Below are 25,939 nucleotides of genomic sequence, written 5' to 3'. Positions count from 1 at the left end.
AACTTTTTCTCCAGCTTCCCTTCCCCCATGTCAGGCCTGCTCGTCGATCCCTGGTTCTATGCCGCGGCCATTCCGGCCGTCATCCTCGTCGGCCTGTCGAAAGGCGGCTTCGGCGGCGCCGTCGGCTTTGTCGGCGTGCCGTTGATGGCGCTGACCATGCCGCCGGTTCAGGCTGCCGCAATCCTTCTGCCAATTCTGTGCCTGATGGACATTGTCTCGGTGTGGACATGGTGGGGCATCTTCGACCGCAAGATGCTGGCCGACATGATGCCCGGCGCCGTGATCGGCATCGCCCTTGGTTGGCTGACGGCGGCACTGGTAACCGAAGAGATGGTGCGGCTGATCGTCGGCGCGGTTGCCCTGATCTTCGTGCTGCGCTGGCTCTATCTGCAACTCCGCCACGGTGCCGGCCACGCGGCGGAGCCCAACCGCGTCGCCGCCGGCTTCTGGGGTACCGTTGCCGGGTTCACCAGCTTCGTCGCCCATGTCGGCGGCCCGCCTTTTCAGGTCTACGCCTTGCCGATCAGGCTTGATCCGAAGGTGCTGTCGGGCACCGCGGCGATTTTTTTCGCGGTCACCAATGCGCTGAAGCTCATCCCTTATTTCGCGCTCGGCCAGTTCGATACCACCAATTTGACCGCGTCTGCGGTCCTGATGCCGCTGGCGCCGCTGTCGACAATCGCCGGCGCCTGGCTGGTGCGGCGGATGCGGCCGGAGCTGTTCTACCCCTTCACCTATGCGACCGTAGCGGTCGTCGCGGTCAAGCTTCTGTGGGACGGCATCGCCGGCCTCCTGTAAGACGGCGGCCCCTGTCGGCCGCCGCCGGATTCCTTAAACCTCAGGCGGCACTCGGCAGCAGCGGCCGCGTCCTGCCAAGCGCCAGGGCAGCGCCGGTTGCCAGCACGAACGCCATGCAGCCCAGAATGGTGATGTCGTGCAGCGTCGGCTTCAGCACCATGTCCGCGATGATCACCAGCATCACCGAATAGTCGAAGCGCGCAGCATTGAGGACGCGCTGGCCCTGGGCAAGCACTGCCGGCGTCACGCCATCCTTGGCGATCATACCTGCCATACGGTCGGCAGTAGGCTTGAAGATGAACATGCCGATACAGAAGGTCGTCGCATAACCGGCAAGGCCGATCAGCACCCACAGATCGGAAAAGCCGACCCAGAAGCCGCACATAATGAGGCCGAAGAGCAATGTCAGCATCGACATCGGCGCGAAGAACCGGTTGCCGAGCTCGCCGGTGGCGCGCATCGCCTGCAGCATGCCTTCGACGTTTCCAGCGCGGTCGGCGCGTACCGCGAGCAGCATCAGCGTGAAGCCGCCGCCGACCCAGAGGATCGCCGAGACGATGTGCAGAAATTTAACGGCCGAGTACCAGTCCATTGTTCGCTCCTTGAGAGATTTTGATGATTGCCGGAGCGCAAGGTTTGCTCCGCCTCGTTGCGAGGAACGGGCGTTTAGCGCGGCGCCTGTTTCGGAACGATGTCGCGCGGCGAGCGGATCTGTTTCGGTATGTCGGTCACGATCTGGAGGAATCCGGGCGCAAGGGCGTCGCCCCACTGTCCAGCCGGTGGTGTGAACGGCGCCGTGGCCAGTCAGCTGTGCTGTTACGGCACAGATGCTGGGCGCTTGATCGAAAAATATGCCCCGCGTTAAGGCTTCGTTAAGCTTTACAGGCGTTTACTATGTCCATCCAGTGATCTGGATTCTTACCGAGTGGTTGGAGCCACTTTGTTTGACGCCTCCCTGTTAAACTCCTGAGAGCCGCCTTATCCGCGGCTCTTTTTTTGTGCGCCGGCATGGGCTTCCTTCCGGCTAAATGCGGCCGTTAACCGTTTGTTAAACATGTGCTTGCCTTCGCTGGCAGCGAAGCGCATTTTCAAGCTTCAGTCGTTTAGGCTGCCGGATATGGCGGCCAAGAGCCGAATCGGCCGGCTGTCAGGCAAGTGCAGGGGCGTAGCGATGAACGAGCCTTCGAAGGCGAGCGCGAAAACCATCAAGCTGGCGGAGCGCCGGGTTTTCTCCCAATCCTTCAAGCCGCTCTATCAGGAAGGCATGGGCCTGGTCGAGCAGGCGGCCGAATATCTCGACGGCAAGGGCCGCGCCGAGGCCAAGAAGCTGTCGAGGCTGACAGCGACGCTTTATGCGGCCGAATCGATGCGGCTGACTACCAGACTGATGCAGGTCGCCTCGTGGCTGCTTTTGCAGCGGGCGGCGAATTCCGGCGAGATGACCCGCGATCAGGTGGCTTCCGAAAAATCCAAGGTGCGTCTCGACACCGCCTCCGCGCACGAGGAGGCGCCCGGCTGGGCCGAGCTGCCGACGGATTTCGTCGACCTCGTCAACCGCTCGCTGCGCCTTCAGGCGCTGGTGCGCCGCATGGACGAGGAGATCTATGGCGGCCTCGCCGAGGTGCCGCTGTCGAGCCGTCGCGTCAATCCGGTCTCAGACCAGATCACGCTGCTGAACACGGCTTTCGCCCGCGGCTGACAGGTTGCTCGGGGCACTGCCAGAGCCTGTTTCTGGTTTGTTCACATTTCGCTGGCATCGCTGTCCGTCGGAGGTAAACTTGGCGGATGGGGGAAGCGATTCGCATCATCGGCATCGATCCGGGGCTGAGGCGCACCGGTTGGGGCATCGTCGAAAGCCTCGGCAATTCGCTGCGCTTCGTTGCTTCCGGCACGGTGCGGTCCGACGACAAGGCGGCGCTGGCGGTGCGTCTTTGCCAATTGCATGACGGGCTCGCCGAGATCCTGCATGCCGCGATGCCGCACGAGGCGGCGGTCGAGCAGACTTTCGTCAACAAGGACGCCGCTGCGACGCTGAAACTCGGCCAGGCACGCGGCATCGCCATGCTGGTGCCGGCGCGTGCCGGGCTTGTCGTTGCCGAATATGCGCCAAACGCCGTTAAAAAGGCGGTGATCGGCGTCGGCCATGGCGACAAGAAGCAGATCCACATGATGGTCAAGGTGCTGATGCCGAAGGCGACTTTCGACACAGACGATGCCGCCGATGCGCTGGCCATCGCCATCTGTCACGCGCATCACCGGCAGAGCATCGCCTACAGGCTGGCGGCGCTGGCCGGATAAGTTGTTCTTGACTTGTTCTCCGGATGGCAATAAGTAATACCGGCGAGGTATTACCATGCGCGTTACGACTAAGGGCCAGGTGACCATCCCGAAGGAGATACGGGATCACCTGGGCATCGGCCCAGGCTCGGAGGTGGAATTCGTTCCCACCGAGGACGGCGCTCTTGTCATTGCGGTCGACGAAAACATGTCGGAGGAGGAAGCCTCGCGCAGATTCAGCCAGACGCTCGATCGTATGGCCGGTACGCTGGATTTGGGGGGCATGACGACGGACGAATATATGGAATGGCTGAGGGGGCCGCGTGAAGATCTCGACATTGATTGACACAAATGTCCTGATCGACGTGTGGGGCCCTGCCGGACGGGAGAGGAAGTGGTCAGCGTCGGCGATCACCGCATGCGGGCGCGACGGTGCACTTGTCATCAACACAATCGTCTGGTCCGAACTCGCGCCGCTGATTGCGACGGAGCAGGCCCTTCGCCAAGCAGCCGACATGCTCAAGATTGAGCGTGAATTCCTGCCCTGGGAAGCGGCCTTCCTCGCCGGTGTCACGCATTCCCGCTATCGCCGCGCCGGCGGCATTCGCGAACGAACCTTACCGGATTTCTTCATCGGCGCCCACGCCGTCATTGCGGGACATCGGCTACTGACGCGCGATGCCGCGCGCTATCGTAGCTATTTCCCGGACCTCAATATCATCTCGCCGGAAACCCATGAAGGGCCAGGCTTGACAGGAAAGTTCAAATGATCGGCAAGCCCAAATGATCGGCAAGCTAAAAGGCACGCTGGACGAGATCGACGAGGATTTCTGCATCGTCGACGTGCATGGCGTCGGCTATGTCGCCTATTGCTCGGCGCGCACGCTTGCCGCATTGCCGCCGCCCGGCGAGGCGGTGGTGCTGTTCATCGAGACCTATGTGCGCGAGGACATGCTGCGGCTCTATGGGTTCCAGTCGGTGCTGGAACGCGAGTGGTTCCGGCTGTTGATGAACAATGTGCAGGGCGTCGGCGCCAAGGTGGCGCTGGCCATCCTGTCGACGCTGGCGCCGGCCGACCTCGCCAATGCGATTGCGTTGCGCGACATCGCCATGGTCAGCCGCGCGCCCGGCGTCGGCAAGAAAGTCGCCGAGCGCATCGTCACCGAATTGAAGAACAAGGCGCCGGCCTATGCGGGCACTGCCTCCGGCACCATCGGCCTGAAGCAGGAGCTCGGCGAAGGCGTTGCCCCGGCGCCGATCACCGACGCCGTCTCGGCGCTGGTCAATCTCGGCTATTCGCGCGACACCGCCGCCAATGCGGTGGCGGCAGCGCTGAAGACGGCAGGCGAGGAGGCGGACGCCTCTAAGCTGATCCGCTTCGGGCTGAAGGAGCTGGCACGGTGAGACGTTGCCCGACAAATAAATTCCGACTAGGAACAAGAGCATGGTCGGATATGCGGGCTTGACCTCCAGGGGGCAGCTTACGATTCCAAAGAAAGTCCGGAACGAGTTGTCGCTCAAGTCAGGCGATACTGTTGCCTGGACGGTCGTGGATGGTCTCCTGATAGGAACGCCGCGCAATCTCAAATTTGCCGACCTCGCTGGATTTCTAGGTGATCCACCTGACGGGCCTGTTACGCTGGAACAGATCGACGCGGTGGTAAGAGATGCAGTAGGCCGCCATGTTGTTGGCGAGCAGCAAGACGCCGAACGAGAGGGTGCCGGGTGACCTTGATCCGTGTCGATACGAACTTTTTCCTTCGAGCGGTATGCGAATGAGCCTTTCGCCACGCCTCATTGCTCCCGATAAACGCGGCGAGGACGCCGAGCAGACCTTGCGGCCGCAGACGCTTGGCGACTTCGTCGGACAGGCGGCGGTGCGGGCCAATCTCAAAGTGTTCATCGAAGCCGCCAAGGGGCGCAGCGAAGCACTCGACCATGTGCTGTTCGTCGGCCCGCCCGGCCTCGGCAAGACGACGCTGGCGCAGATCATGGCGCGCGAGCTCGGCGTCAATTTCCGCTCGACCTCGGGTCCGGTCATCGCCAAGGCCGGCGATCTGGCGGCGCTGCTCACCAACCTCGAAGACCGCGACGTGCTGTTCATCGACGAGATCCATCGGCTCAACCCGGCGGTCGAGGAAATCCTCTATCCGGCGATGGAGGATTTCCAGCTCGACCTGATCATCGGCGAGGGGCCGGCGGCGCGCTCGGTCAAGATCGACCTGGCCCGCTTCACGCTTGTCGCCGCCACCACCCGGCTCGGCCTGTTGACCAACCCGCTGCGCGACCGCTTCGGCATTCCGGTGCGGCTCAATTTCTATTCCGTCGAGGAACTCGAGCAGATCGTGCGGCGCGGCGCCCGCATCCTTGCCATGCCGCTCGGCGACGACGGTGCTTTGGAGATCGCCCGGAGGGCGCGGGGCACGCCGCGCATCGCCGGCCGGCTGTTGCGCCGGGTGCGCGACTTCGCCAGCGTTGCCGGCGACGGCCATGTCGACCGCCAGATCGCCGATGAGGCGCTGACGCGGCTGGAGGTCGACGGGCTCGGCCTCGACGCGCTCGACCGCCGTTATCTCCAGATGATCGCCCGGAATTTCGGCGGCGGGCCGGTCGGCATCGAAACCATCGCGGCCGGGCTTTCGGAGCCACGCGATGCCATTGAGGACATCATCGAGCCCTTTCTGATCCAGCAAGGCTTCATCATGCGCACCCCGCGCGGCCGCGTGCTGGCGGCCAATGCCTGGCGGCATCTCGGCCTCGACGCGCCGAAGGACCTGGCGCAGCAGCAGATCAGCCTGTTCCAGGAAGAGCCATAAGTTCCGCTGCTTACGGCTTCGGTGCTGGCAGTTGCCGGCCCCGCCCTCCAGGTCTTGATCATCGCCGGTCTATGCGCAAAACAGGTGTTGCTTGAAACAGGGCCCGTCGGGCCAAAAGGACAGCGCAATGGACGATCACGGTGAATCGGCATTGTCCGCCGGACTTTCCGGCGCGCTGACGGAATTCGGCCATCGATTGATGGCGCGGGTCTATTATGCCGACACCGATTTTTCCGGCGTCGTCTACCACGCACGCTATCTCGAATTCTTCGAGCGCGGCCGTTCCGACTATCTGCGGCTGGCCGGCGTCCACCACACCGAGCTTGCCGACGGCAAGCATGGCGAGAAAATAGTCTGGGTGGTGCGGCGCATGGAGATCGACTTCCGCGGTTCGGCCCGCATGGACGACATCCTGACCATCGATACGCGCACCGATGAGATTTCCGGCGCCCGCATCGTCATGGCGCAACAGTTGAAGCGCGGTAGCGAAGTGCTGGTCGAGGCGCGGGTCGAAGCGGCGATCATCGGCGAGAACGGCCGGCCGCGGCGCTTTCCCAAGGACTGGGTGGCAGCCTTCATGCCCAGAACGCGCAAATAAAGGGTTCAGAGGTGACGATCCCGCAGCCCCGTCCGGGCCAGGATCGCCGGGGCGACCCACATAGGCGCGGCAATGCGCCGCGCTGTACGTCCTAACCCATCCTTAACCATAACGGTCCATGAAGGGATTGGTTAAGATTGGAAGAATCCAAGCGCCTTCCTTTCACCAATATTTGCCCTGAAAAGGCCGCCAACGGTGCATTTGGGGTTATTCCGCAAGCTTAACGCGAACGGACCACAAGGGATGCCCATGGGCCAGCCGCCAGCCACGCCCGGAAAATCTTTAAGGACGTAACATGGAAAACATCGCTCTCGCCGACCCGGGCGCGCATTTATCGATTTGGGCCTTGTTCATGCAGGCCGGTTGGGTGGTCAAGCTGGTCATGATCGGCTTGCTCTGCGCCTCGATCTGGACCTGGGCGATCATCGTCGACAAGCTCGTCGCCTATGCCCGCATGCGGCTGGCGCTCAACCGCTTCGAACAGGTGTTCTGGTCGGGACAGTCGCTGGAAGAACTTTACCGCACGCTCGCCGACCGCAAGACGACCGGCATGAGCGCGATCTTCGTCGCCGCCATGCGCGAATGGAAGAAGAGCTTCGAGAAGGGCGCGAAATCGCCGCTCGGCCTGCAGACCCGCATCGACAAGGCGATGGATCTGGCGTTGACCCGCGAGATGGAAAAGCTGGAAGGGCGGCTCGGCTTTCTCGCCACCACCGGCTCGGCGGCGCCCTTCATCGGCCTGTTCGGCACGGTTATCGGCATCATGACCTCGTTCCAGGCGATCGCCGCCTCGAAGAACACCAGCCTGTCGGTGGTCGCGCCCGGCATCGCCGAGGCGCTGCTGGCGACGGCCATCGGCCTGCTCGCCGCCATCCCCGCGGTTATCGCCTACAACAAGCTGTCGTCGGACGCGAGCAAGATCGCGGTGCGCATGGAAGGCTTCGCGGATGAGTTCTCCGCCATACTCTCGCGCCAAATCGATGAAAAAGTCGCGCAGAAGGCCTGAGGAACGATCATGGGAATGTCCGTAAGCGCAGGTGGCGGAGGACGCGGCGGGCGCGGCCACAGGCGGCGCGGCCGCCATCACGCCTTGATATCGGAGATCAACGTCACGCCGATGGTCGACGTGATGCTGGTGCTTTTGATCATCTTCATGGTCGCGGCGCCGTTGCTGACGGTCGGCGTGCCGATCGACCTGCCCGATACGCAAGCCAAAGCGATGAACGCCGATACGCAGCCTATAACCGTGTCCATCAACCCGGCCGGTCAGATCTACCTCCAGGAAACCGAGATCCCGATCGAGGAGCTGGTGGCAAAGCTGCAGGCGATCTCGAAGACCGGCTATGACGAGCGCATTTTCATCAGGGGTGACAAGGCGACGGATTACGGCACGGCCATGAACGTGATGGCCCGCATCTCGGCTGCCGGCTACAAGAACATCGGCCTGGTTTCACTGCAGGAACAGGATCAATAGACGCAAGATGAGGACCGGCCTCACCACATCGGTGATCTTGCATACGGTGGCGATCGCCTTCGGGCTGTTCACGTTGTCCTCGCCGCCCGCGATGCCTGCGTCCGATGCGGAATCAGTGTCGGTCGAGATCGTGCCGATGGAAGCGACGGCGCAGGTCCTGCAAGGCGACAAGAAATCTGTGATGCATGACAAGCCGGCGCCGCTGCCGACGCAGCGTCCCGACATCGTTCCAGACGCCCAGAAAATCGGCGATAACAGCGTCGACACCGACAAGCCGCCGACACCGGAGCCCAAGCCCCAGCCAGTCGATATGACGGCGGCTCCGCCGCCCGCGCCGACGCCGGTCGAGAAGCCCAAGCCCGAGGACGTGCCGAAGCCGAAGGAAGAGCCGAAGCCTATTCCCGCTACGGAGGTAGCGCCGGTGCCGCAGCCGAAGGAAGAGGTCAAGCCCGAGCCTGTCAAGCAGACCGAACCCAAGCCGACGCCGGCCAAGGAGCCGACGCCCACGCCGCCGCAGGACAAGACCGCCGCGATCGACCCGCAGCCCGAGGTCAAGCCGGATGCCGTCGCCGAAGCGATTGCCAAGCAACCGCCAACCGAGGAGGCGCAGCTTCCCGACTCGGCCCCGGCGCCCGAGGCTCGGCCGAAGCCGCAGCCGGCCCAGGCCGAAAGCGCCAAGGCGCCGGAGCGCAAGGACGCCGACAAGCCGGTCAAGGAGGCCTCATCCAAGCCGAAATCGGACGACAAGCAATTCAACGCCGACGAGATTTCGGCTTTGCTCGACAAGCGCAAGCCATCCGGCGGCGGCGCCAAGCGCTCGACCCAGCAGGCATCGCTCGGCGGCGACAAGGATCAGGGCCAGAAGCTTTCGAAATCGGAGCAGGGGGCATTGGAGGCCCAGCTTGGCGGTTGTTGGACGCTTCCGGCAGGGCTCGAGGGTTCGGAGAATTTCGTCGTCGTGGTCCGGTTTAATCTGGACGCCTCCGGCAAGCTGGATGGCCGGCCGAGCGTTGAAAAGTCGAGCGGAAACCGCCCGTTTGACGAAAGTGCAGTGCGCGCGGTTCAGAAATGCGATGTGGCCGGCCTGCAGGTTCCGGCGGGCAAGCAAGACATCTGGTCCGACGTTCGGGTCACTTTCGACCCCAGGGAGATGCTCGGCCTTTAGGACCGGCGCCCACAGAATCAGCGAAGAGAAGCGAGAAGACATGAAATCCATCCTCAAGCCGCTCCTGATGATCGTAGCGATGGCGCTGGGCATGACTGCCGCCGCCACCTTGCCGGCGCGGGCGCTCGTTGAGCTCAACGTCAACAAGGGCAATGTCGAGCCATTGCCGATCGCTATCACGGATTTCCAGGGTGGCGATGCACTCGGTGCCGAGATTTCCGGCATCGTCAGTGCCGACCTGAAACGCTCCGGCCTGTTCGCGCCGATCGACAAAAGCGCTTTCATTGAAAAGATTTCGAACCCGGATGCCACACCGCGCTTCGAAGACTGGAAGGTGATCAATGCGCAGGCGCTGGTCACCGGCAGTGTCGGCAAGGAGGCTGACGGCCGTGTCCGCGCCCAGTACCGGCTGTGGGACACCTTTGCCGGCCAGCAGATGTCGGGCGAACAGTTCTTCGCCAACGACGCCAATACCAGGCGCGTCGCCCATATCATCGCCGACGCTATCTATGAGCGGCTGACCGGCGAGAAGGGCTATTTCGACACGCGCGTCGTCTTCATCGACGAGTCCGGCGCCAAGAATGCGCGCAAGAAACGGCTTGCCATCATGGACCAGGACGGCGCCAACGTCCGCTATCTCTCGAACGGCAAATCGATCGTGCTGACGCCGCGCTTCTCGCCGAACCGGCAGGAAATCACCTACATGTCCTATGAGAGCGGTCAGCCGCGGGTGTACCTTTTGCAGATCGAGACGGGGCAGCGCGAGCTGGTCGGCAATTTCCCCGGCATGACGTTTGCGCCGCGCTTTTCGCCGGACGGCCAGAAGGTGATCATGAGCCTGCTGCGCGACGACGGCAATTCCAACATCTTCGCCATGGATCTGAGAAGCCGCTCGACAACCAGGCTTACCAATTCGACCGCCATCGACACCTCACCGTCCTACTCGCCTGACGGCAGCAAGGTGGTGTTCACCTCGGACCGCGGCGGCCGCGCGCAGATCTATGTGATGGGCGCCGACGGCTCGGGCCAGACCCGAATCTCGTTCGGCGACGGCGTCTATTCGACGCCGGTGTGGTCGCCGCGCGGCGATCTCATCGCCTTCACCAAGCAGACCGGCGGCGAATTCCAGATCGGCGTCATGCGCACCGACGGTTCGGGTGAGCGCATCCTGTCCACCGGCTTTCAGCAGGAAGGGCCGACCTGGGCGCCCAACGGCCGGGTACTGATGTTCTTCCGCGATTCCAATGGTGGACCAAAACTTGTTTCGGTCGATCTCACCGGCCGCAACGAACAGTCGATCCCGACGGCGAACTTCGCCTCGGATCCGGCCTGGTCGCCGTTGCTCGAATAGGCTGGAAGAGGATGTTCAACTCGAGCATCCTTTGCTCCCAGTTGCATGCCGGCAACGGTGGCCGAAAAGCGCCGTTTCCGGCCTTGTTTTCACCCGATGGTCGCGTTTTGGCCGCATTTCCGCCTACGGTCCGCGCTCATTGTCGCCTTTGAGTAGCCCTCGGCAGAACGGTTGCGGACGGCAGCCGAAACCAAATTTTAACCGTGTTTCTTGAGCGTCGGTTAACCCAAACGTGGTTACTGGACGATCAATGAAATCACTCGAATTGCGAAGGAGAGGCGGCATGGGCCGTATCGCAGCACTTACCACAAACCCGGTCATGATCGCGCTGGTCGCGATGCTCGCGATTACCGGTTGCGCCTCGAAGAAGACGCCGAACAGCGCCGCCGATCTCGGCCTCAACGGCGCCGGCGCGGCAACGCCCGGGTCGGCCCAGGACTTCACCGTCAACATCGGCGACCGCATCTTCTTCGACACCGATTCATCCTCGATCCGCGCCGATGCGCAGACGACGCTGTCGCGCCAGGCGCAGTGGCTGAACCAGTACAAGCAGTATGCCATCGTCATTGAAGGCCATGCCGACGAGCGCGGCACGCGCGAATACAATCTGGCGCTCGGCGCCCGCCGTGCTGCCGCCACCCGCGACTTCCTGGTCGCCAAGGGCGTTTCGGCGCAGCGCCTGAAGACCATTTCCTACGGCAAGGAGCGTCCGGTCGCGGTTTGCGATGACATCTCCTGCTGGTCGCAGAACCGCCGCGCCGTCACCACGCTGGGCGGCGCCGGCTCCTGATCGGCATAAATGCAACACTTGGTGCGAAAGGCGGCCAAAGGGCCGCCTTTTTCATATCTGCTCGCTCCAAACAAAATTTGGCCGAAGTCTCACGTCCTGTTAAGAGCCGAGAGCGTCTGGCTGGTCCCAGTTGGCTGGTCTACTTCGATTGAGAGGCGCGCAACAACGGTTTTCACGGCGAGAGGCACATGCATTTCAGATCGGTCTTGAGCGGCACGCTTGCGCTGCTGCTCGTATCAAGTATCGCGGCACTTGCTGACGGGGCAAATGGCACCGGGCAGTCATCGGAAAGCGGTTTTTCCTTCCACCTGCCGACGATCAAGCTGCCCGGCATTTTCGGCGAAAAGAAAAAGCCGGATCAGGTTCAATTTGCGCAACAGGATGGCACCGGCACTCCGGCGCTGGAGGAACAGCTCCGGCAGATGAACGGCAAGATCGAGGAACTCAATTTCCAGGTCCTGCAGATGCAGGAGCAGATCCGCAAGCAGCAGGAAGACAACGAATTCCGCTTCCAGCAATTGGAAGGCGGTCAAGGCGCGCAGCAGCCAACCGAGCAGAAGAAGTCCGAGGCCGCCCCCAACAACGACACCCCCAACGGTGACAATAACGTGGCGGAGGCGCCGGGGACGCCGGCTCCGGCTGATGCGGGCAAGGCAGCAGACGGCCGCAAAAGCGTCGAGGACGTCATCATCGAATCGCCCAACGGCGATCCCGGCAAGCTGATCCCCGGCGCACCGCCCAAGACGTTCGGCACCATCACCGTCGACAAAAACGGCAATGTCGTCGAAGCCGATGGCAATGCGCAGGCGAATGCGCCTGAGCAGAATACGGCCCCAGCCAACGGCGCCGGCGCAGCCGGCAACAAGGCCGGTAAGTCCGACGATACGGTGGTCGCGGCACTCCCCTCGACCAACGACCCGGAGGAACTTTACCGCAACTCCTACCAGTTCATCCTGTCGGGCGACTACAGCACCGCCGAACAGGGTTTCCGCGACCACATCGCCCGTTTTCCCCGGGACGCCAAGGCGGCGGACGCGCATTACTGGCTTGGTGAATCGCTGCTCGGCCAGCAGAAATACCGCGATGCGGCCGAGATTTTCCTCGCTGCCAGCAAGGACTATCCCAAGGCCAAGAAGGCGCCCGACATGTTGCTGAAGCTCGGCGTTTCACTGGTCGGGCTGAAGCAGCGCGACGTGGCCTGTGCCACTTTCAGCGAGATCGGCAAGCGCTACCCCGATATTTCCGGCGCGCTCAAGGAGCGGGTCAAGCAGGAAAGGGCACTCGCGGCGTGCTAGTTTTTCCGCTGCATGTCGTTGCCGCAAAACCGGGCCCACTTTTGGGCGACATGCATGACGCTCGACACCGAACCTGACCTTTCGGATTTTTCGCGGATCGACTTTTCCAACGGCGCTGTAGCGGCCGTGTCCGGCGGCAGCGACTCGACCGCCCTTCTCCTCCTCCTCAAAGCTCATCTCGACCGCAACGCCCCGGCAACCAAATTGCTGGCGGTGACGATCGATCATCGATTGCGGCCGCAAGCGGCAGCGGAAGCGCAAGCCGTGGCCAGGCTGTGCGCGGCGCGCGGCATTGCCCATCGCATCCTCGCCTGGTCGGGGCACAAACCATCGACCGGCCTGCCCGCCGCCGCGCGCGAAGCGCGATACCGGCTGCTCGCCGAGGCCGCCGAAGCGGCAGGCATTGGCCTGATCCTGACCGGCCACACCGCCGACGACCAGGCCGAGACCGTGCTGATGCGGCAAGCGCGTGACGAGTGGCCAAGTGATCGGGCGCCAAGTGACGCAGGACAGAGCGACGACGGGCCGCGCGACGAAGGGCGGGGCCTTGCCGGCATGGCGCCGGCAACGCTCTACGACTGGCGGCACTGGATCGTACGGCCGCTGCTCGGCGTAAGGCGTGCTGAGCTGCGCGAATTCCTGCGGCGTGAACAGGTTGCCTGGATCGAAGATCCGACCAATGCCGACACCGCTTTCGAGCGGCCGCGCGTCCGCGCAGCACTTGCCGAAGGCGATGGTGCGCCTCGCGTGGCTGAAGCGATGGCGCTGGCCACAAAGGCGGCGGTCGAGCGTGAGCAGCTGGGACATCGCGCGGCCATGCTGATCCGCAGCTTGGCCTCCAGGCCGGCCGCCGGCCTCATCCGCCTCGATCGGGATTTTGCGACGGCCGCCGACAGCCGGGCGGCCATCTATGCGCTGCGTATCCTGCTGGCGGCGACCGGCGGCACCGCCTTCCTTCCCGACCAGGCCCGCAGCCAAGCCGTTTTCGGCCGGCTCCGCACCGGGCCGCTTTGTGCCACATTGTCGCGGACCGTGGTCGATGCCCGGCGTACCGGTATCTTTCTGCATCGCGAATTGCGCGATCTGCCGCCCGCTATCGAGGTTTCCGACAACGCCCTTTGGGACGGCCGCAGACGGATCACATTGGGCGACAGTTCAGGTGCATTGTTGATCGCGCCGCTGTTGGTAGCACCGCTCGGGACGGCTCTTGCCGCAAAGCGGGCAATTGAAGGGCGTGGCACGCCGGCAAGCCTTGTACGTGCCGCCTTGGCCGCCGAGCCGGCGCTATGGCGGGATGGCGAATGCCTTGGTCTGCCTGGGGAAGGCGCGGGTTTGCCCGGGGAAGGCCCGATGCCGGCGGCTGTCGCCGCATATCCGGCAGTCGCGCCCTTCGCCCGTTTCCTGCCGTCCTTCGATCTGGCGCCGGCCGATGCCGTCGCCGCCTTGCTTGGCGCGGCGCCGGTTCCAGCCTCGCCATTCGGTGGCCACAGTGCCGACCTACCACGGCCGAAAGCTTAACCGAGACCTGCTGTTATGCTTGGCAAGGGGAGACGCTCTCCCTATGTTAGGGCCAAGTTTCCTCTCACGACGCGTGTCCGCCCAGCGGCGCCAACGGGACAATTGATGAATCCGAATTATCGCAACCTCGCGCTCTGGGGGATCATAGCGGTCCTGCTCATCGCTCTCTTCAACCTTTTCCAGACGCCGCAGACGCGTGGAGCCTCGAGCGATGTCCCCTATTCGCAGTTCCTGCAGGAAGTCGCGGCGGGACGGATCAAGTCGGTGACCATCGCCGGCGCCCGTATCTCCGGCAATTACACGGACAGTTCCAACGGCTTCCAGACCTATTCGCCTGGGGACCCGTCGCTGGTTTCGCGGCTGCAGGACAAGAACGTCACCATCAATGCGCGTCCTGAATCCGACGGCTCCAATTCGCTGTTCGGTACCCTGATCTCCTGGCTGCCGATGATCCTCATCCTCGGCGTCTGGATATTCTTCATGCGCCAGATGCAGTCCGGTTCCGGCCGCGCCATGGGCTTCGGCAAGTCGAAGGCCAAGCTTTTGACCGAAGCGCACGGCCGCGTCACCTTCCAGGACGTCGCCGGTGTCGACGAAGCCAAGGAAGATCTGGAAGAAATCGTCGAGTTCCTGCGCGACCCGCAGAAATTCCAGCGGCTCGGCGGCAAGATCCCGCGCGGCGTGCTGCTCGTCGGTCCTCCCGGAACCGGCAAGACGCTGCTCGCCCGCTCGGTCGCCGGTGAAGCCAACGTGCCGTTCTTCACCATTTCGGGCTCGGACTTCGTCGAGATGTTCGTCGGCGTCGGCGCAAGCCGCGTCCGCGACATGTTCGACCAGGCCAAGAAGAACGCGCCTTGCATCATCTTCATTGACGAAATCGACGCGGTCGGCCGCCATCGCGGCGCCGGCCTCGGCGGCGGCAATGACGAGCGCGAGCAGACGCTGAACCAGCTGCTGGTCGAGATGGATGGCTTCGAATCCAACGAAAGCATCATCCTGATCGCCGCTACTAACCGGCCCGACGTGCTCGATCCGGCGCTGCTGAGGCCGGGCCGCTTCGATCGCCAGGTGGTGGTGCCGAACCCCGACATCGTCGGCCGCGAGAAGATCCTGAAAGTGCATGTGCGCAACGTGCCGCTGGCGCCCAATGTCGACCTCAAGGTGATCGCGCGCGGCACGCCGGGCTTTTCCGGCGCCGACCTGATGAACCTGGTCAACGAATCCGCACTGATGGCGGCGCGGCGCAACAAGCGCCTCGTCACCATGGCCGAATTCGAGGACGCCAAGGACAAGATCATGATGGGTGCCGAGCGCCGCTCGTCGGCGATGACGCAGGCCGAGAAGGAGCTGACCGCCTATCACGAGGCCGGCCACGCCATCCTGGCGCTCAACGTGCCGTCGGCCGATCCGCTGCACAAGGCGACCATCATCCCGCGCGGCCGGGCACTCGGCATGGTCATGCAGCTGCCGGAAGGCGACCGCTATTCGATGAGCTACAAATACATGATCTCGCGTCTCGCCATCATGATGGGCGGCCGTGTCGCCGAGGAGTTCAAGTTCGGCAAGGAGAACATCACCTCCGGGGCCTCCTCCGATATCGAGCAGGCGACCAAACTGGCGCGCGCCATGGTGACGCGCTGGGGCTTCTCCGACAAGCTCGGCCATGTCGCCTATGGCGACAACCAGGAGGAGGTGTTCCTCGGCCATTCGGTGGCGCGCACCCAGAACATCTCGGAAGAGACGGCGCAGATCATCGACGCCGAAGTGCGCCGGCTGATCGACGAGGCCTATTCGACGGCAAGGTCCATCCTGACCAAGAAAAAGAAGGAATGGATCGCGCTGGCGCAGGGCCTGCTCGAATACGAGACGCTGTCCGGCGAGGAGATCAAGCAGCTGATCGCCGGCAACAAGCCCGCACGCGACCTCGGCGACGACACACCGCCGAGCCGCGGCTCGGCCGTGCCGAAGTCCGGCCGCCGCAAGAAAGGCCCCGAGCCCGAAGGCGGCATGGAACCCCAGCCGTCAAGCTAGGCTCCGGCCCAGGACAGGTCGACTTCGAAACGCCGCGGCTCTAACCGCGGCGTTTTCTTTTGGGGGAATGCGACCCTTCGCTTGAATTGGCGAAAGTGACGATGACGGCCAATCTCCCCTCCTGGGGGAGATGCCAAGTGGTCGCAAAGAGGGCAGGACAGAGAGGGGCGCGAAGGAACGCGGCCTTCTATCGTTGACGACTTCGGGACGATCGACGAGGCGTGGCGGTCAAGGAAATTCGCAGTTTCTACCGGCGGCGCCACATTTTGTTCTTGCTTTGTGCCGGCAGCTATGCTACTAATTTGGATATGGTGCCAAATGGCTCCAACGATCCGCCCGCCGAGGCGGGTTTTTTGTTTCAGGCACCTTTCGATTAGGTCCGCAACCTTGCGCCAACGTTGGCGATTGGCGAAAGCCGACATGATGGCTAATCTCCCTCCTTGTGGGGGAGATGTCCGGCAGGACAGAGGGGGGCGCTGTCCCGCCGACCTGCCAACGTATCGCAGCCACGCCACAACTGATCTGATCTCCATCAGAGAAAACAAATTAAAGGTTTCCTTCGCGCCCCCCTCTGCCCTGCCGGGCATCTCCCCCACGAGGGGGAGATTGGCAGCGTCATCGACGATGCCACTTTGCAACGCAGGGCCTCTCCTTGGAGTCGGCAGCAACAAAAAAGCCCGCGAACCTTGCGGCTCGCGGGCTCATGTCGTCGGATGGTGGCGCCGGTCAGCTCTTCAGCTTGGCGTTGCAGAGGCTATAGAAGCCGCCGCCTTTCTGGATCCACCTGAGGCCGCCCAGCGTGTTGGCGTCCTTGTTGGCGTAATAGAGGTCGAGGCAGGTGTGCATGCGGCCCTTGGCCGGGGTCTCGGTTGCATACTTCTTGGAGATCGCCGTCGGGAATTTCACGCCCTGGGGGGCGGTGATGGTCGGCGGTTGCGGATCGCCGGTGTACTTGGCATCGGGAGCCGGCAGGGTGTCGTCGTCGGCTGCGCCGGCGCCGCATTGGCTCTTGCGGAAGTCGTTCCACTTCATGCCGTTCAGCGTGTTGCCGGCCTTGGCAGCCTGATATTTGGCGCTGCAATCCGCCATGCTGAGGCCTTTGCCGGTATCGGTCGCGGCGGCTGTCGTCGCCTTGGCAGGTGCCGCGGCAGGCTGTGCGGCTGCAGTTGCGCCGGCGGCGCATTCACTCTTGCGGAAGTCGTTCCATTTCATGCCGTTGAGCGTGCCGGCAGCCTTGGCGGCCTGGTACTTGGTGCTGCATTCCTTGGCCGTCAGCCCAGGCGCCGCGTCATCGCTGCTGGCCGCCGCTGCTTTGGTCGTGGCGGCGGGTTGTGCGGCTGCCGTCGCGCCGGCGGCGCACTGGGTCTTGCGGAAATCGTTCCACTTCATGCCGTTGAGCGTGCCGGCAGCCTTGGCCGCCTGGTACTTGGTGCTGCACTCCTTCGCCGTCAGGCCCGGCGCCGCATCGTCGCCGGCGGCTGCCTTGGTCGTGTCAGTGGCCTTGGCTGCGGCTTTGGCTGGCGCGGTGTCGGTCGTAGCGGCGGTGGCATCGGTGCCGCATTGGGCCTTGCGGAACTGGTTCCAGTTCTGCCCGCCAAGCGTTCCCGCATCCTTGGCCGCGTTATACTTGGTGCTGCACTCGGCCATGGTCAGCGCATTGGCAGGCGCCGCCAGGAATAAGGTCGCGACGGCAAGACCCGTCAAAGTGGCAAGTCGATGGATGAGCATGCTTGTTCTCCCTACGGCGGTTCATGATATGTCCCAGTGCAGCAATAGCGCTCAACGGCTGGTTGCGCCAGATGCTAAGTAGCGTAGAGACAAATTTAGAAGTGCATTCTTTTCTTTAAGGTGATGAATTCGTTGCCGGGACTGCCTCCCAGCCAAGTTCGTCCGGGTGCATTGCAAGGAAAGCGCGCCTATGGCTGGTTCCCAGCGAGGGCACTGCGTCGCATGACAGCCAGTCAAATCGGCGGGTGCGGCGAACCTGAGCCTACCGCTTTCTGGAGCAGCACGATGCGGATTCGGGTTCAAGGCCACACACTGCCACAGACCAAAGGATCCAGATGAGGTTTGAGTTGACGTTTCTGATGCTGCTGCCGCAACAAGGGCTCGGAACTTGAAAATCAACACACTAGCGTGACGCAAAACACACAAAACAACAATTTTCTAAGGATTGGTCGTCCATAATCATACAATGTGATGACGGGGCTTGGGCCATTTTATGGCATGAGATGCTCGGAAAGAACCATCGGGAAGCTGGCGAACATGGCAGGACATTATTTCGGCACGGACGGCATTCGTGGGCGAGCCAACAAGTTTCCAATGACGGCGGAGGTCGCCATGCGGGTCGGCATGGCCGCCGGCCTCTCGTTCCAGCGCGGCAGCCACCGCCACCGCGTCGTGCTCGGCAAGGATACCAGGCTTTCCGGCTACATGATCGAGAACGCGATGGTATCCGGCCTGTGCGCCGCCGGCATGGATGTCTTCCTGCTCGGCCCGATCCCGACGCCGGCTGTTGCCATGCTGGTGCGCTCTCTGCGCGCCGATATCGGCGTGATGATCTCTGCCTCGCACAACCCCTATTACGACAACGGCATCAAGCTGTTCGGCCCCGATGGCTACAAGCTGTCCGATGAGATCGAGGAGCGTATCGAGGGGATGCTCGACAAGGATATCGAATTGGCGCTCGCCGATTCCGATGGGCTCGGCCGTGCCAAACGCGTCGACGGCGTGCATGACCGCTATATCGAATTCGCCAAGCGCACGCTGCCGCGCTCGATGTCGCTGTCGGGCCTGCGCATCGTCGTCGATTGCGCCAATGGCGCCGCCTACAAGGTGGCGCCCGACGCGCTGTGGGAACTCGGCGCCGAGGTCGTTGCCATCAATGTCGAGCCCAACGGCTTCAACATCAACAAGGAATGCGGCTCGACTCATCCGGCCGGCCTGCAAAAGAAGGTGCACGAGGTGCGCGCCGATATCGGCATTGCGCTCGACGGCGATGCCGACCGTGTCGTCATCGTCGACGAGAACGGCGCGATCGTCGATGGCGACCAGATCATGGCGCTGATCGCCGAGTCCTGGCAGCAGAGCGGACGGCTGGCCGGCGGCGGCGTCGTCTCGACGGTGATGTCCAATCTCGGCCTCGAACGCTTCCTCGGCGACATGAACCTGCAGTTGCATCGCACCAAGGTCGGCGACCGCTATGTCGTCGAGCACATGCGCGCCCATGGGCTCAATGTCGGCGGCGAACAGTCGGGCCACATCGTGCTGTCCGATTTCTCGACCACTGGCGACGGCCTCGTCTCGGCGCTCCAGGTACTCGCCTGCATCAAGCGGCATAACCGGCCGGTCAGCGAACTGTCGAAGAAGTTCGAGCCGGTGCCGCAGCTGTTGAAGAATGTGCATATTTCCGGCGGCAAGCCGCTGGAGGAGGCGCCGGTCAAGGCGGCGATCGAAGATGCGCGCAATCGCCTCGGCAAGGCCGGACGCCTGGTCATCCGGCCTTCCGGCACGGAGCCGCTCATCCGCGTCATGGCGGAGGGCGACGACCCGCAGCTTGTCGAGTCCGTGGTCAACGACATCGTCGAGGTCATTTCGGAAACGCGCAGCGCCGCCTGATCTCCCTCCAACATCGGTTCAAAAGCCCGCCTTGCCGGCGGGCTTTTGATTGGGTCGCGGCCAGCACCGCCTGCAGCAACGGCCGCCAGATGCTCGAATTTTAGCGATTCGTGGTTAATCAATACGGTTAAACGCCTTTTAACCTTTCCGATTCATTATCCACAACTGAGGTCAATCACATTTCGGGCGCGTTCGCCGTTCGAGGGGTCTCAGGGGTGATAAGCATGTTCAACACAGCAAGAATGGCTCTCCTGGCCGCGCTGTTTGCCGGCGCCGGGCCGGCATTCGCCGCCGATTTCGTCGAGCCGCCCGTCGTCGAGGAGGCGCCGCCACCGGTTGCCTACGAGCAGCCGGCCGACTTTGGCGGCTGGTATATCCGTGGCGACATCGACTATCACTGGTCGAAGTTTCGTGGTGGCGACTACATCACCTACGGTGTAGCGCCCCAGAATCCCGGCAAGTTCGATACAGGCAAGCTGGATGGCGCTTTTTCGGCCGGCGGCGGTGTTGGTTACCAGATCGACGAGCATTTCCGCACCGATCTTACCTTGGACTGGATGAGCAAATCCAAATTCCGCGGCTCGACCAACGGCTTCTGCGGCGTATTACAAACCCCTTGCACATCCGTCGACACCTCGTCCTATTCAGCGCTGCTGCTCTTGGCCAACGCCTATGTCGACATCGGCACCTGGCATGGCGTCACGCCTTATGTCGGTGCCGGCATCGGCGGCGCCTGGGTTAAGTGGGATACACTCCACAACGTCGACGATGACGGCGAGTTCGAGCATCATGGCGGCAAAGGCTGGCGTTTTGCCTATGCTGCCATGGCGGGCGCCTCCTACTGCCTGACCGACCGCGTCAAACTCGACGTCGGCTACCGCTTCAGCCACATCAATGGCGGCAAGATGTTCGACTACGCTTCGGATAGCAATGTTGGCCCGGGCTACGACCGCGGCATCAATGTGCACGAAGTGCGCGGCGGCCTGCGCTACCAGTTCGGCAGGTCGGACTGCGCGCCGCCGGAGCCTTACGTGCCGGAACCCGAGCCCGTCTACACGAAGTAGTTGTTTCTGAAATCGAGGAATTTATCGACCGCCCGGCTGATGCCGGGCGGTTTCGTTTGGCTGCCTAAGATGCTGCGTTGTTCTGTAACACCGTCCAGCTCGAGGGGCGAAAGCGGATCAAATCAATTGCTAACGCCTTGTTATCCTTAACCCGCACTTAACCACTATGGTTAACAATGCTCCTTGAAACGGCGCGCGATCGCGAATGCGCCAAGTTCGGGAGCCGAGGACCATGACATTCAAATCGCCTGTAGCTCTGGCGCTTGCAGCAGTCGTCCTGATGCCGCTGACGCCGGCGCTTGGCGCCGATTACGAACCGCCGGTCTATGTCGACCAGGCGCCCGACTATGTACCGGTCGAGGTTGGCTCGGGATGGTATCTGCGCGGCGATGTCTCCTATCTGGTGCAGAAGAGCTTCAAGGATGAGCATTTCGCCTTCACGCCCGCGAGCTTCGACGAAAAGGAAGATCCCATCTTCGCCAGCATTGGCTTCGGCTATCATTTCAATGACTATCTGCGCGCCGATCTCAATGTCGGCTATCTTCCCGGCAACAAGATCGACGTCGGCTATAACGACGGAACGACCGTGGCATCGGCGACCCTGAAGAACTATGCCTTCTCAGGCATACTCAATGGCTATGTCGACCTTGGCACCTATGTCGGAATCACACCTTATCTCGGCGCTGGTGTCGGTGTCGTCCAGAGCAAGCGTCGCCTCTCGGCGAGCTACTTCACCGACAACGCCAACCCCGCCGACGATTTCGTCCTGCGTGACAACAAGACCCAATATTCCTTCGCCTACACGCTGAATGCCGGCCTTGCCTACCAGGTGTCCAAGAACGTCTCAGTCGATCTGGGCTATCAGTATTTTTCCGCGCCAGACGCCGAATATGTGACTGCCGAGAGCCTGACTTCTTTTCCGATCCGCAAAGGAATCAACAATCATCAAGTCAAAGTCGGACTACGCTACGACCTCTGGTAGGCTCGATCGAAGCCGAGGCGTTGACAATGGCGGGTCGTAGGCCCGCCGTTTGCATTTTCGCCCCGGGCGCTGGCAATATCCCGACAGCGACAAAAACTTTCCCCTTGACGCCGAAAGCCTGAACGCATATCGCCGTCCGTGGGCCACCCCTCCCCAACGAGGGGCCACTATCTGGAAGGATAGACCACGATGACGACGCATACGAAGCCTGGATTCCGTCCTGCAAATCCCAATTTTTCCTCAGGTCCCTGTGCAAAACGCCCCGGCTGGTCGGTCGAGGCGCTCAAAAATGCCGCGCTCGGGCGCTCGCACCGCGCCAAGATCGGCAAGACCAAGCTCGAACAAGCGATCGAGCTGACGCGGGAAATACTCCAGGTTCCGGCGGATTACCGCATCGGCATCGTGCCGGCCTCGGATACCGGCGCGGTCGAAATGGCGCTGTGGTCGCTGCTCGGCGAACGCGGCGTCGACATGGTCGCCTGGGAGAGCTTCGGCTCCGGCTGGGTCACCGATGTGGTCAAGCAGCTGAGGCTCGCCGATGTGCGCAGGTTAGAGGCCGATTACGGCGCACTGCCCGACCTGACCAAAATCGACTTTGATCGCGACGTGGTCTTCACCTGGAACGGCACGACGTCGGGCGTGCGCGTGCCGAACGGCGATTTCATCCCGGCCGCCCGCAAGGGCCTGACCATCTGCGACGCCACTTCGGCGGCCTTTGCGCAAAAGCTCGATTTTCAGAAACTCGACGTCGTCACCTTCTCCTGGCAGAAGGTGCTGGGCGGTGAGGGCGCGCACGGCATGCTGATCCTCAGCCCGCGCGCCGTCGAGCGTCTGGAAAGCTACAAGCCGGCCTGGCCACTGCCGAAGATCTTCCGCCTCACCTCGGGCGGCAAGCTGATCGAAGGCATCTTCAAGGGCGAGACCATCAACACGCCGTCGATGCTGTGCGTCGAAGACTATCTCGACGCACTGCGTTGGGCGAAGTCGATCGGCGGCCTCGACGCGCTGGTCACCAGAGCGGATGCCAATGCCGCTGTTCTCGATCGCTTTGTCGGGAAATCTTCCTGGCTCGGCCATCTTGCCGTCGATCCGGCGACGCGTTCGAACACATCGGTCTGCCTTTCCTTTACCGACCGGCAAGTCGCTGCACTCGACGCCGACGGACAGGCTGCGTTCGCCAAGGCAATTGTCTCGGCGCTCGACAAGGAAGGCGTCGCCTATGACATCGGCGCCTACCGCGATGCACCGCCCGGGCTGCGCATCTGGTGCGGCGCGACAGTCGAGACCTCCGATCTCGAAGCGCTGCTGCCCTGGCTCGACTGGGCCTTTGCCGCGCAAAAGGCGTCGCTGAAGGCAGCCGCCTGAGTTTTCCTGTGGCGGCTCTCGGGCCGCCCACCCCCAAACGGATCAAATCCTAATTGAAGGAGGCCGCCATGGCGCCCCGCGTTCTCGTCTCAGACAAACTTTCCACCACCGCCGTGCAGATCTTCAGGGATCGCGGCATCGAGGTCGACTATTTGCCGGATATCGGCAAGGACAAGGAAAAACTGCTCGAAGTGATCGGCCAGTACGATGGGCTGGCCATCCGCTCGGCGACCAAGGTCACGGAGAAGCTGATCAATGCCGCGACCAGGCTGAAGGTCGTGGGCCGCGCCGGCATCGGCGTCGACAATATCGACATCCCGGCGGCGAGCCGCAAGGGCATCATCGTGATGAACACGCCCTTCGGCAATTCGATCACCACCGCCGAGCATGCGATCGCCATGATCTTCGCGCTGGCCCGCCAGATACCGGAGGCCAACGCCTCGACCCATGCCGGCAAATGGGAAAAGAACCGCTTCATGGGTGTCGAAATCACCGGCAAGACGCTCGGCATCATCGGCTGCGGCAATATCGGCTCGATCGTCGCTACGCGCGGCGTCGGCCTGAAGATGCATGTCATCGCCTTCGATCCATTCCTGTCGGACAGCCGCGCCGAGGAGCTTGGTGTCGAAAAGGTCGAGCTCGACGAGCTGTTCGCCCGCGCCGACTTCATCACGCTGCACACACCGCTGACCGACAAGACGCGCAACATCATCGACGCCGCGGCGATCGCCAAAATGAAGACCGGTGTGCGCATCATCAATTGCGCGCGTGGCGGGCTGGTCGTCGAGGCCGACCTGATCGCGGCACTGAAAAGCGGCAAGGTGGCAGGCGCCGGCATCGACGTGTTCGAGGTCGAACCGGCGGAGTATAATGAACTGTTCGGCATGGAAAATGTCGTGGCGACGCCGCATCTCGGCGCGTCGACCACCGAAGCGCAGGAGAATGTCGCCCTGCACGTCGCCGAGCAGATGTCCGACTATCTGATCAAGGGCGCCGTTTCCAACGCCATCAACATGCCGTCGATCACCGCCGAAGAGGCGCCGCGGCTGAAACCTTTCGTCAAGCTTGCCGAAGTGCTCGGCGCCTTTGTCGGACAGGTCACCGAGGATCCGATCAAGGAGGTCGAGATACTGTTCGACGGCTCGACCGCGACGATGAACACGCGCGCGCTGATCAGCGCCACCCTTGCCGGGCTGATCCGGCCGCAGGTCTCCGACGTCAACATGGTGTCGGCGCCGATCATGGTGAAGGAGCGCGGCATCATCGTCGCCGAGGTCAAGCGCGACAAGTCGGGCGTGTTCGACGGCTATATCAAGCTGACGGTCAAGACCGAGCACAGGACGCGCTCGATCGCCGGCACCTGCTTCTCGGATGGCAAGCCGCGCTTCATCCAGATCAAGGGCATTAATCTCGACGCCGAGGTTGGCCAGCACATGCTCTACACGACCAATGCCGACGCGCCCGGCATCATCGGTCTGCTCGGCACGGTCTGCGGCGAGAACGGCGTCAACATCGCCAACTTCCAGCTCGGCCGCAACCGGCCGGGCGGCGATGCCATTGCATTGCTCTATCTCGATGCGCCGTTCCCGGAAAACGTGTTGGCGCAGGTGCGCTCGCACAAGTCGATCGACTCCGCCAAGCGGCTGCATTTCGATGTCGGCGTAGCCTGAAACTCGGTCGCCCCGTGTGCAGCAGCACGCGGGGCGCTTCCACGGTCGTTGATGGATCCGCAGTGGAACGTCGCGGCGAGCGACTTCATTCAGCAGCGGATGTCGCCATCTTCCGCCCGCTGTATTCGGCGAGGCTGATGCCACCGAGCACCAGCGCGAGAGCCAGCGCCTGATAGAGCTGGAATGTCTCACCGACAATCAGCACCGACAGCAGCGTACCGAAGATCGGCACCAGATTGATGAACAGGCCGGCTCGGTTGGCGCCGATCAGCTCGTTGCCTCTGATATAGAAGATCTGCGAGATGACCGAAGCACCGATGGCGGTATAGAACGCGACCGCCCAGCCGCCGGCATCGGGGACGATGACCTTGCCGGCGGCAATCTCCCACAGGAAGAAAGGCAGCGATGTGATGAGTGCGGCAACCGACAGCGCCAGCATCAGGCTCTGCCAGCGGATGACCGGCTTCAGCCGCAACCCCACCGAATAGAAGGAGTAGCAAAGCACGGCGACCAGCATGATCGCGTCGCCGAAATTGAGATCCAGCCTGAGAAGCTGGCGTGGATCGCCATGGCTCGCCGTCACCGCGACACCGGCGATGGTCAGCACGACGCCAATGACCTGCACGCCATTGACGCGCAGGCGAAAGAACACAAAATTGGCGATGATGATGACGATCGGGATCGCCGCCTGCTCGATCGAGACGTTGATCGCCGTGGTGTAGTTGAGCGCCGTGTAGAAGATCGTGTTGAAGAAGGCGAAGCCGCAAGCGCCGAGCCCGCCAAGCAGCAACCAGTGCCTGCGCACCACCGGCCAGTCTTGGCGTAGCGTTCCCCAGCCGATCGGTAGCAGGATCAGAACCGCCAGCAGCCAACGCAGGAAGACGAGCGTCATCGGCGAGATATGACCGACCGCCAGCTTTCCGGCCACGGAGTTGCCGCCCCACAGCAAGGTGGTGAACAGCAGGAATAGGTAGGCGGCTCGATGCATCGTGACATTCCGGCCAGGCAGAGAGAAATGCGCGGTCGTTGCGGGCCTATTGCGGCAGCTCGCGCAAGTAAATGATGTCAAAGGCGAAAATTGTTGTGCCTCGGAGCGTTTTCGGCGGCAAAGAATGGTCGCGCTCGCC

The 25,939-nt window shown here is 62.7% G+C and carries 25 protein-coding genes; 22 read left to right on the top strand and 3 right to left on the bottom strand.

What is annotated here, in order from left to right; translation table 11 throughout:
- Nucleotides 1-27: 27 nt before the first annotated feature.
- A complete protein-coding gene (locus NKG60_RS19270) occupies nt 28-798 on the top strand; it encodes a sulfite exporter TauE/SafE family protein (protein WP_352450835.1) in 771 nt (256 codons plus the stop codon).
- A gap of 40 nt (nt 799-838) precedes the next feature.
- On the opposite strand, the gene NKG60_RS19265 is transcribed toward NKG60_RS19270, so the two are convergent.
- Entirely contained in the window at nt 839-1,390 is a 552-nt protein-coding gene (locus NKG60_RS19265) for a DUF2269 family protein (protein ID WP_352666154.1), read from the bottom strand.
- Between the two features lie 579 nt (nt 1,391-1,969).
- Between NKG60_RS19265 and rcdA the strand changes: the two genes are divergently transcribed.
- The 16 genes from rcdA (at nt 1,970) to ftsH (ending at nt 16,113) form a co-directional block, all read left to right on the top strand.
- On the top strand, nt 1,970-2,497 hold the full coding sequence (gene rcdA, locus NKG60_RS19260) for a protease adaptor protein RcdA (RefSeq protein ID WP_352465697.1): 528 nt from the start codon (nt 1,970-1,972) through the stop codon (nt 2,495-2,497).
- Nucleotides 2,498-2,583: 86 nt separating this feature from the next.
- Nucleotides 2,584-3,096 (top strand): crossover junction endodeoxyribonuclease RuvC, encoded by a 513-nt coding sequence (ruvC, locus tag NKG60_RS19255; RefSeq protein WP_352666156.1) that lies wholly within the window; start codon nt 2,584-2,586, stop codon nt 3,094-3,096.
- 55 nt (nt 3,097-3,151) lie between these two features.
- Complete coding sequence (locus NKG60_RS19250) at nt 3,152-3,421, top strand: AbrB/MazE/SpoVT family DNA-binding domain-containing protein (RefSeq protein ID WP_292664915.1); 270 nt, start codon at nt 3,152-3,154, stop codon at nt 3,419-3,421.
- The gene (locus NKG60_RS19245; protein WP_352666158.1) at nt 3,399-3,845 is read left to right on the top strand and encodes a type II toxin-antitoxin system VapC family toxin; all 447 of its coding nucleotides are present in this window, start codon (nt 3,399-3,401) and stop codon (nt 3,843-3,845) included. Before NKG60_RS19250 ends, NKG60_RS19245 begins: the two co-directional genes overlap by 23 nt.
- Nucleotides 3,846-3,858: 13 nt before the next feature.
- Nucleotides 3,859-4,479 carry a Holliday junction branch migration protein RuvA gene (ruvA, locus tag NKG60_RS19240; RefSeq protein ID WP_352666160.1) on the top strand — a complete coding sequence of 207 codons (621 nt, stop codon included), beginning with the start codon at nt 3,859-3,861 and terminating at the stop codon, nt 4,477-4,479.
- Between the two features lie 40 nt (nt 4,480-4,519).
- The gene (locus NKG60_RS19235; protein ID WP_352666162.1) at nt 4,520-4,804 is read left to right on the top strand and encodes an AbrB/MazE/SpoVT family DNA-binding domain-containing protein; all 285 of its coding nucleotides are present in this window, start codon (nt 4,520-4,522) and stop codon (nt 4,802-4,804) included.
- Between the two features lie 46 nt (nt 4,805-4,850).
- Entirely contained in the window at nt 4,851-5,891 is a 1,041-nt protein-coding gene (ruvB, locus tag NKG60_RS19230) for a Holliday junction branch migration DNA helicase RuvB (RefSeq protein ID WP_352666163.1), read from the top strand.
- 127 nt (nt 5,892-6,018) lie between these two features.
- Complete coding sequence (ybgC, locus tag NKG60_RS19225) at nt 6,019-6,489, top strand: tol-pal system-associated acyl-CoA thioesterase (RefSeq protein ID WP_352666164.1); 471 nt, start codon at nt 6,019-6,021, stop codon at nt 6,487-6,489.
- 295 nt (nt 6,490-6,784) lie between these two features.
- The gene (tolQ, locus tag NKG60_RS19220) at nt 6,785-7,495 is read left to right on the top strand and encodes a protein TolQ (protein ID WP_352489260.1); all 711 of its coding nucleotides are present in this window, start codon (nt 6,785-6,787) and stop codon (nt 7,493-7,495) included.
- Nucleotides 7,496-7,504: 9 nt separating this feature from the next.
- Nucleotides 7,505-7,963 (top strand): protein TolR, encoded by a 459-nt coding sequence (gene tolR, locus NKG60_RS19215; RefSeq protein WP_352975350.1) that lies wholly within the window; start codon nt 7,505-7,507, stop codon nt 7,961-7,963.
- A gap of 7 nt (nt 7,964-7,970) precedes the next feature.
- A complete protein-coding gene (gene tolA / locus NKG60_RS19210; protein WP_352666165.1) occupies nt 7,971-9,128 on the top strand; it encodes a cell envelope integrity protein TolA in 1,158 nt (385 codons plus the stop codon).
- Between the two features lie 67 nt (nt 9,129-9,195).
- Nucleotides 9,196-10,479: a Tol-Pal system beta propeller repeat protein TolB gene (gene tolB / locus NKG60_RS19205; protein WP_502895839.1), complete on the top strand. Its 1,284-nt coding sequence runs from the start codon at nt 9,196-9,198 to the stop codon at nt 10,477-10,479.
- A gap of 283 nt (nt 10,480-10,762) precedes the next feature.
- Nucleotides 10,763-11,269 carry a peptidoglycan-associated lipoprotein Pal gene (gene pal / locus NKG60_RS19200; protein WP_023677992.1) on the top strand — a complete coding sequence of 169 codons (507 nt, stop codon included), beginning with the start codon at nt 10,763-10,765 and terminating at the stop codon, nt 11,267-11,269.
- 188 nt (nt 11,270-11,457) lie between these two features.
- Nucleotides 11,458-12,564, top strand: a complete 1,107-nt coding sequence (ybgF, locus tag NKG60_RS19195) for a tol-pal system protein YbgF (RefSeq protein ID WP_352666167.1) — start codon at nt 11,458-11,460, stop codon at nt 12,562-12,564.
- A 54-nt stretch (nt 12,565-12,618) separates the two neighbouring features.
- Entirely contained in the window at nt 12,619-14,082 is a 1,464-nt protein-coding gene (gene tilS, locus NKG60_RS19190) for a tRNA lysidine(34) synthetase TilS (RefSeq protein ID WP_352865526.1), read from the top strand.
- 105 nt (nt 14,083-14,187) lie between these two features.
- On the top strand, nt 14,188-16,113 hold the full coding sequence (gene ftsH / locus NKG60_RS19185) for an ATP-dependent zinc metalloprotease FtsH (RefSeq protein WP_352975349.1): 1,926 nt from the start codon (nt 14,188-14,190) through the stop codon (nt 16,111-16,113).
- Between the two features lie 726 nt (nt 16,114-16,839).
- On the opposite strand, the gene NKG60_RS19180 is transcribed toward ftsH, so the two are convergent.
- Nucleotides 16,840-17,841 carry a hypothetical protein gene (locus NKG60_RS19180; RefSeq protein ID WP_352666171.1) on the bottom strand — a complete coding sequence of 334 codons (1,002 nt, stop codon included), beginning with the start codon at nt 17,839-17,841 and terminating at the stop codon, nt 16,840-16,842.
- Between the two features lie 537 nt (nt 17,842-18,378).
- Between NKG60_RS19180 and glmM the strand changes: the two genes are divergently transcribed.
- The 5 genes from glmM (at nt 18,379) to serA (ending at nt 24,812) form a co-directional block, all read left to right on the top strand.
- Nucleotides 18,379-19,731 (top strand): phosphoglucosamine mutase, encoded by a 1,353-nt coding sequence (glmM, locus tag NKG60_RS19175; protein ID WP_352471193.1) that lies wholly within the window; start codon nt 18,379-18,381, stop codon nt 19,729-19,731.
- A gap of 224 nt (nt 19,732-19,955) precedes the next feature.
- The gene (locus NKG60_RS19170) at nt 19,956-20,795 is read left to right on the top strand and encodes an outer membrane protein (RefSeq protein ID WP_352666173.1); all 840 of its coding nucleotides are present in this window, start codon (nt 19,956-19,958) and stop codon (nt 20,793-20,795) included.
- Nucleotides 20,796-21,027: 232 nt separating this feature from the next.
- The gene (locus NKG60_RS19165; RefSeq protein ID WP_352975348.1) at nt 21,028-21,777 is read left to right on the top strand and encodes an outer membrane protein; all 750 of its coding nucleotides are present in this window, start codon (nt 21,028-21,030) and stop codon (nt 21,775-21,777) included.
- 189 nt (nt 21,778-21,966) lie between these two features.
- Nucleotides 21,967-23,142 carry a phosphoserine transaminase gene (locus tag NKG60_RS19160; protein ID WP_352865520.1) on the top strand — a complete coding sequence of 392 codons (1,176 nt, stop codon included), beginning with the start codon at nt 21,967-21,969 and terminating at the stop codon, nt 23,140-23,142.
- A 68-nt stretch (nt 23,143-23,210) separates the two neighbouring features.
- Nucleotides 23,211-24,812, top strand: a complete 1,602-nt coding sequence (serA, locus tag NKG60_RS19155) for a phosphoglycerate dehydrogenase (RefSeq protein WP_352666179.1) — start codon at nt 23,211-23,213, stop codon at nt 24,810-24,812.
- Between the two features lie 85 nt (nt 24,813-24,897).
- Here serA and NKG60_RS19150 read toward each other — a convergent pair whose 3' ends face one another.
- Nucleotides 24,898-25,800, bottom strand: coding sequence for a DMT family transporter (locus tag NKG60_RS19150; protein ID WP_352666181.1), 903 nt, complete (start codon nt 25,798-25,800; stop codon nt 24,898-24,900).
- Nucleotides 25,801-25,939 lie beyond the last annotated feature (139 nt).

This window comes from Mesorhizobium sp. M1428 (assembly GCF_040317515.1).
Taxonomy (GTDB): domain Bacteria; phylum Pseudomonadota; class Alphaproteobacteria; order Rhizobiales; family Rhizobiaceae; genus Mesorhizobium.
Note: the sequence above shows the minus strand (reverse complement) of the source record. Positions and strands in the feature narration are given on the sequence as shown.

Excerpts from the sequence above, each read along its gene's own strand:
- NKG60_RS19270 (WP_352450835.1), top strand. The coding sequence starts at position 28 with ATGTCAGGCCTGCTCGTCGATCCCTGGTTCTATGCCGCGGCCATTCCG.
- NKG60_RS19265 (WP_352666154.1), bottom strand. The coding sequence starts at position 1,390 with ATGGACTGGTACTCGGCCGTTAAATTTCTGCACATCGTCTCGGCGATC.
- rcdA (WP_352465697.1), top strand. The coding sequence starts at position 1,970 with ATGAACGAGCCTTCGAAGGCGAGCGCGAAAACCATCAAGCTGGCGGAG.
- ruvC (WP_352666156.1), top strand. The coding sequence starts at position 2,584 with ATGGGGGAAGCGATTCGCATCATCGGCATCGATCCGGGGCTGAGGCGC.
- NKG60_RS19250 (WP_292664915.1), top strand. The coding sequence starts at position 3,152 with ATGCGCGTTACGACTAAGGGCCAGGTGACCATCCCGAAGGAGATACGG.
- ruvA (WP_352666160.1), top strand. The coding sequence starts at position 3,859 with ATGATCGGCAAGCTAAAAGGCACGCTGGACGAGATCGACGAGGATTTC.
- NKG60_RS19235 (WP_352666162.1), top strand. The coding sequence starts at position 4,520 with ATGGTCGGATATGCGGGCTTGACCTCCAGGGGGCAGCTTACGATTCCA.
- ruvB (WP_352666163.1), top strand. The coding sequence starts at position 4,851 with ATGAGCCTTTCGCCACGCCTCATTGCTCCCGATAAACGCGGCGAGGAC.
- ybgC (WP_352666164.1), top strand. The coding sequence starts at position 6,019 with ATGGACGATCACGGTGAATCGGCATTGTCCGCCGGACTTTCCGGCGCG.
- tolQ (WP_352489260.1), top strand. The coding sequence starts at position 6,785 with ATGGAAAACATCGCTCTCGCCGACCCGGGCGCGCATTTATCGATTTGG.
- tolR (WP_352975350.1), top strand. The coding sequence starts at position 7,505 with ATGGGAATGTCCGTAAGCGCAGGTGGCGGAGGACGCGGCGGGCGCGGC.
- tolA (WP_352666165.1), top strand. The coding sequence starts at position 7,971 with ATGAGGACCGGCCTCACCACATCGGTGATCTTGCATACGGTGGCGATC.
- tolB (WP_502895839.1), top strand. The coding sequence starts at position 9,196 with ATGATCGTAGCGATGGCGCTGGGCATGACTGCCGCCGCCACCTTGCCG.
- pal (WP_023677992.1), top strand. The coding sequence starts at position 10,763 with ATGGGCCGTATCGCAGCACTTACCACAAACCCGGTCATGATCGCGCTG.
- ybgF (WP_352666167.1), top strand. The coding sequence starts at position 11,458 with ATGCATTTCAGATCGGTCTTGAGCGGCACGCTTGCGCTGCTGCTCGTA.
- tilS (WP_352865526.1), top strand. The coding sequence starts at position 12,619 with ATGACGCTCGACACCGAACCTGACCTTTCGGATTTTTCGCGGATCGAC.
- ftsH (WP_352975349.1), top strand. The coding sequence starts at position 14,188 with ATGAATCCGAATTATCGCAACCTCGCGCTCTGGGGGATCATAGCGGTC.
- NKG60_RS19180 (WP_352666171.1), bottom strand. The coding sequence starts at position 17,841 with ATGCTCATCCATCGACTTGCCACTTTGACGGGTCTTGCCGTCGCGACC.
- glmM (WP_352471193.1), top strand. The coding sequence starts at position 18,379 with ATGGCAGGACATTATTTCGGCACGGACGGCATTCGTGGGCGAGCCAAC.
- NKG60_RS19170 (WP_352666173.1), top strand. The coding sequence starts at position 19,956 with ATGTTCAACACAGCAAGAATGGCTCTCCTGGCCGCGCTGTTTGCCGGC.
- NKG60_RS19165 (WP_352975348.1), top strand. The coding sequence starts at position 21,028 with ATGACATTCAAATCGCCTGTAGCTCTGGCGCTTGCAGCAGTCGTCCTG.
- NKG60_RS19160 (WP_352865520.1), top strand. The coding sequence starts at position 21,967 with ATGACGACGCATACGAAGCCTGGATTCCGTCCTGCAAATCCCAATTTT.
- serA (WP_352666179.1), top strand. The coding sequence starts at position 23,211 with ATGGCGCCCCGCGTTCTCGTCTCAGACAAACTTTCCACCACCGCCGTG.
- NKG60_RS19150 (WP_352666181.1), bottom strand. The coding sequence starts at position 25,800 with ATGCATCGAGCCGCCTACCTATTCCTGCTGTTCACCACCTTGCTGTGG.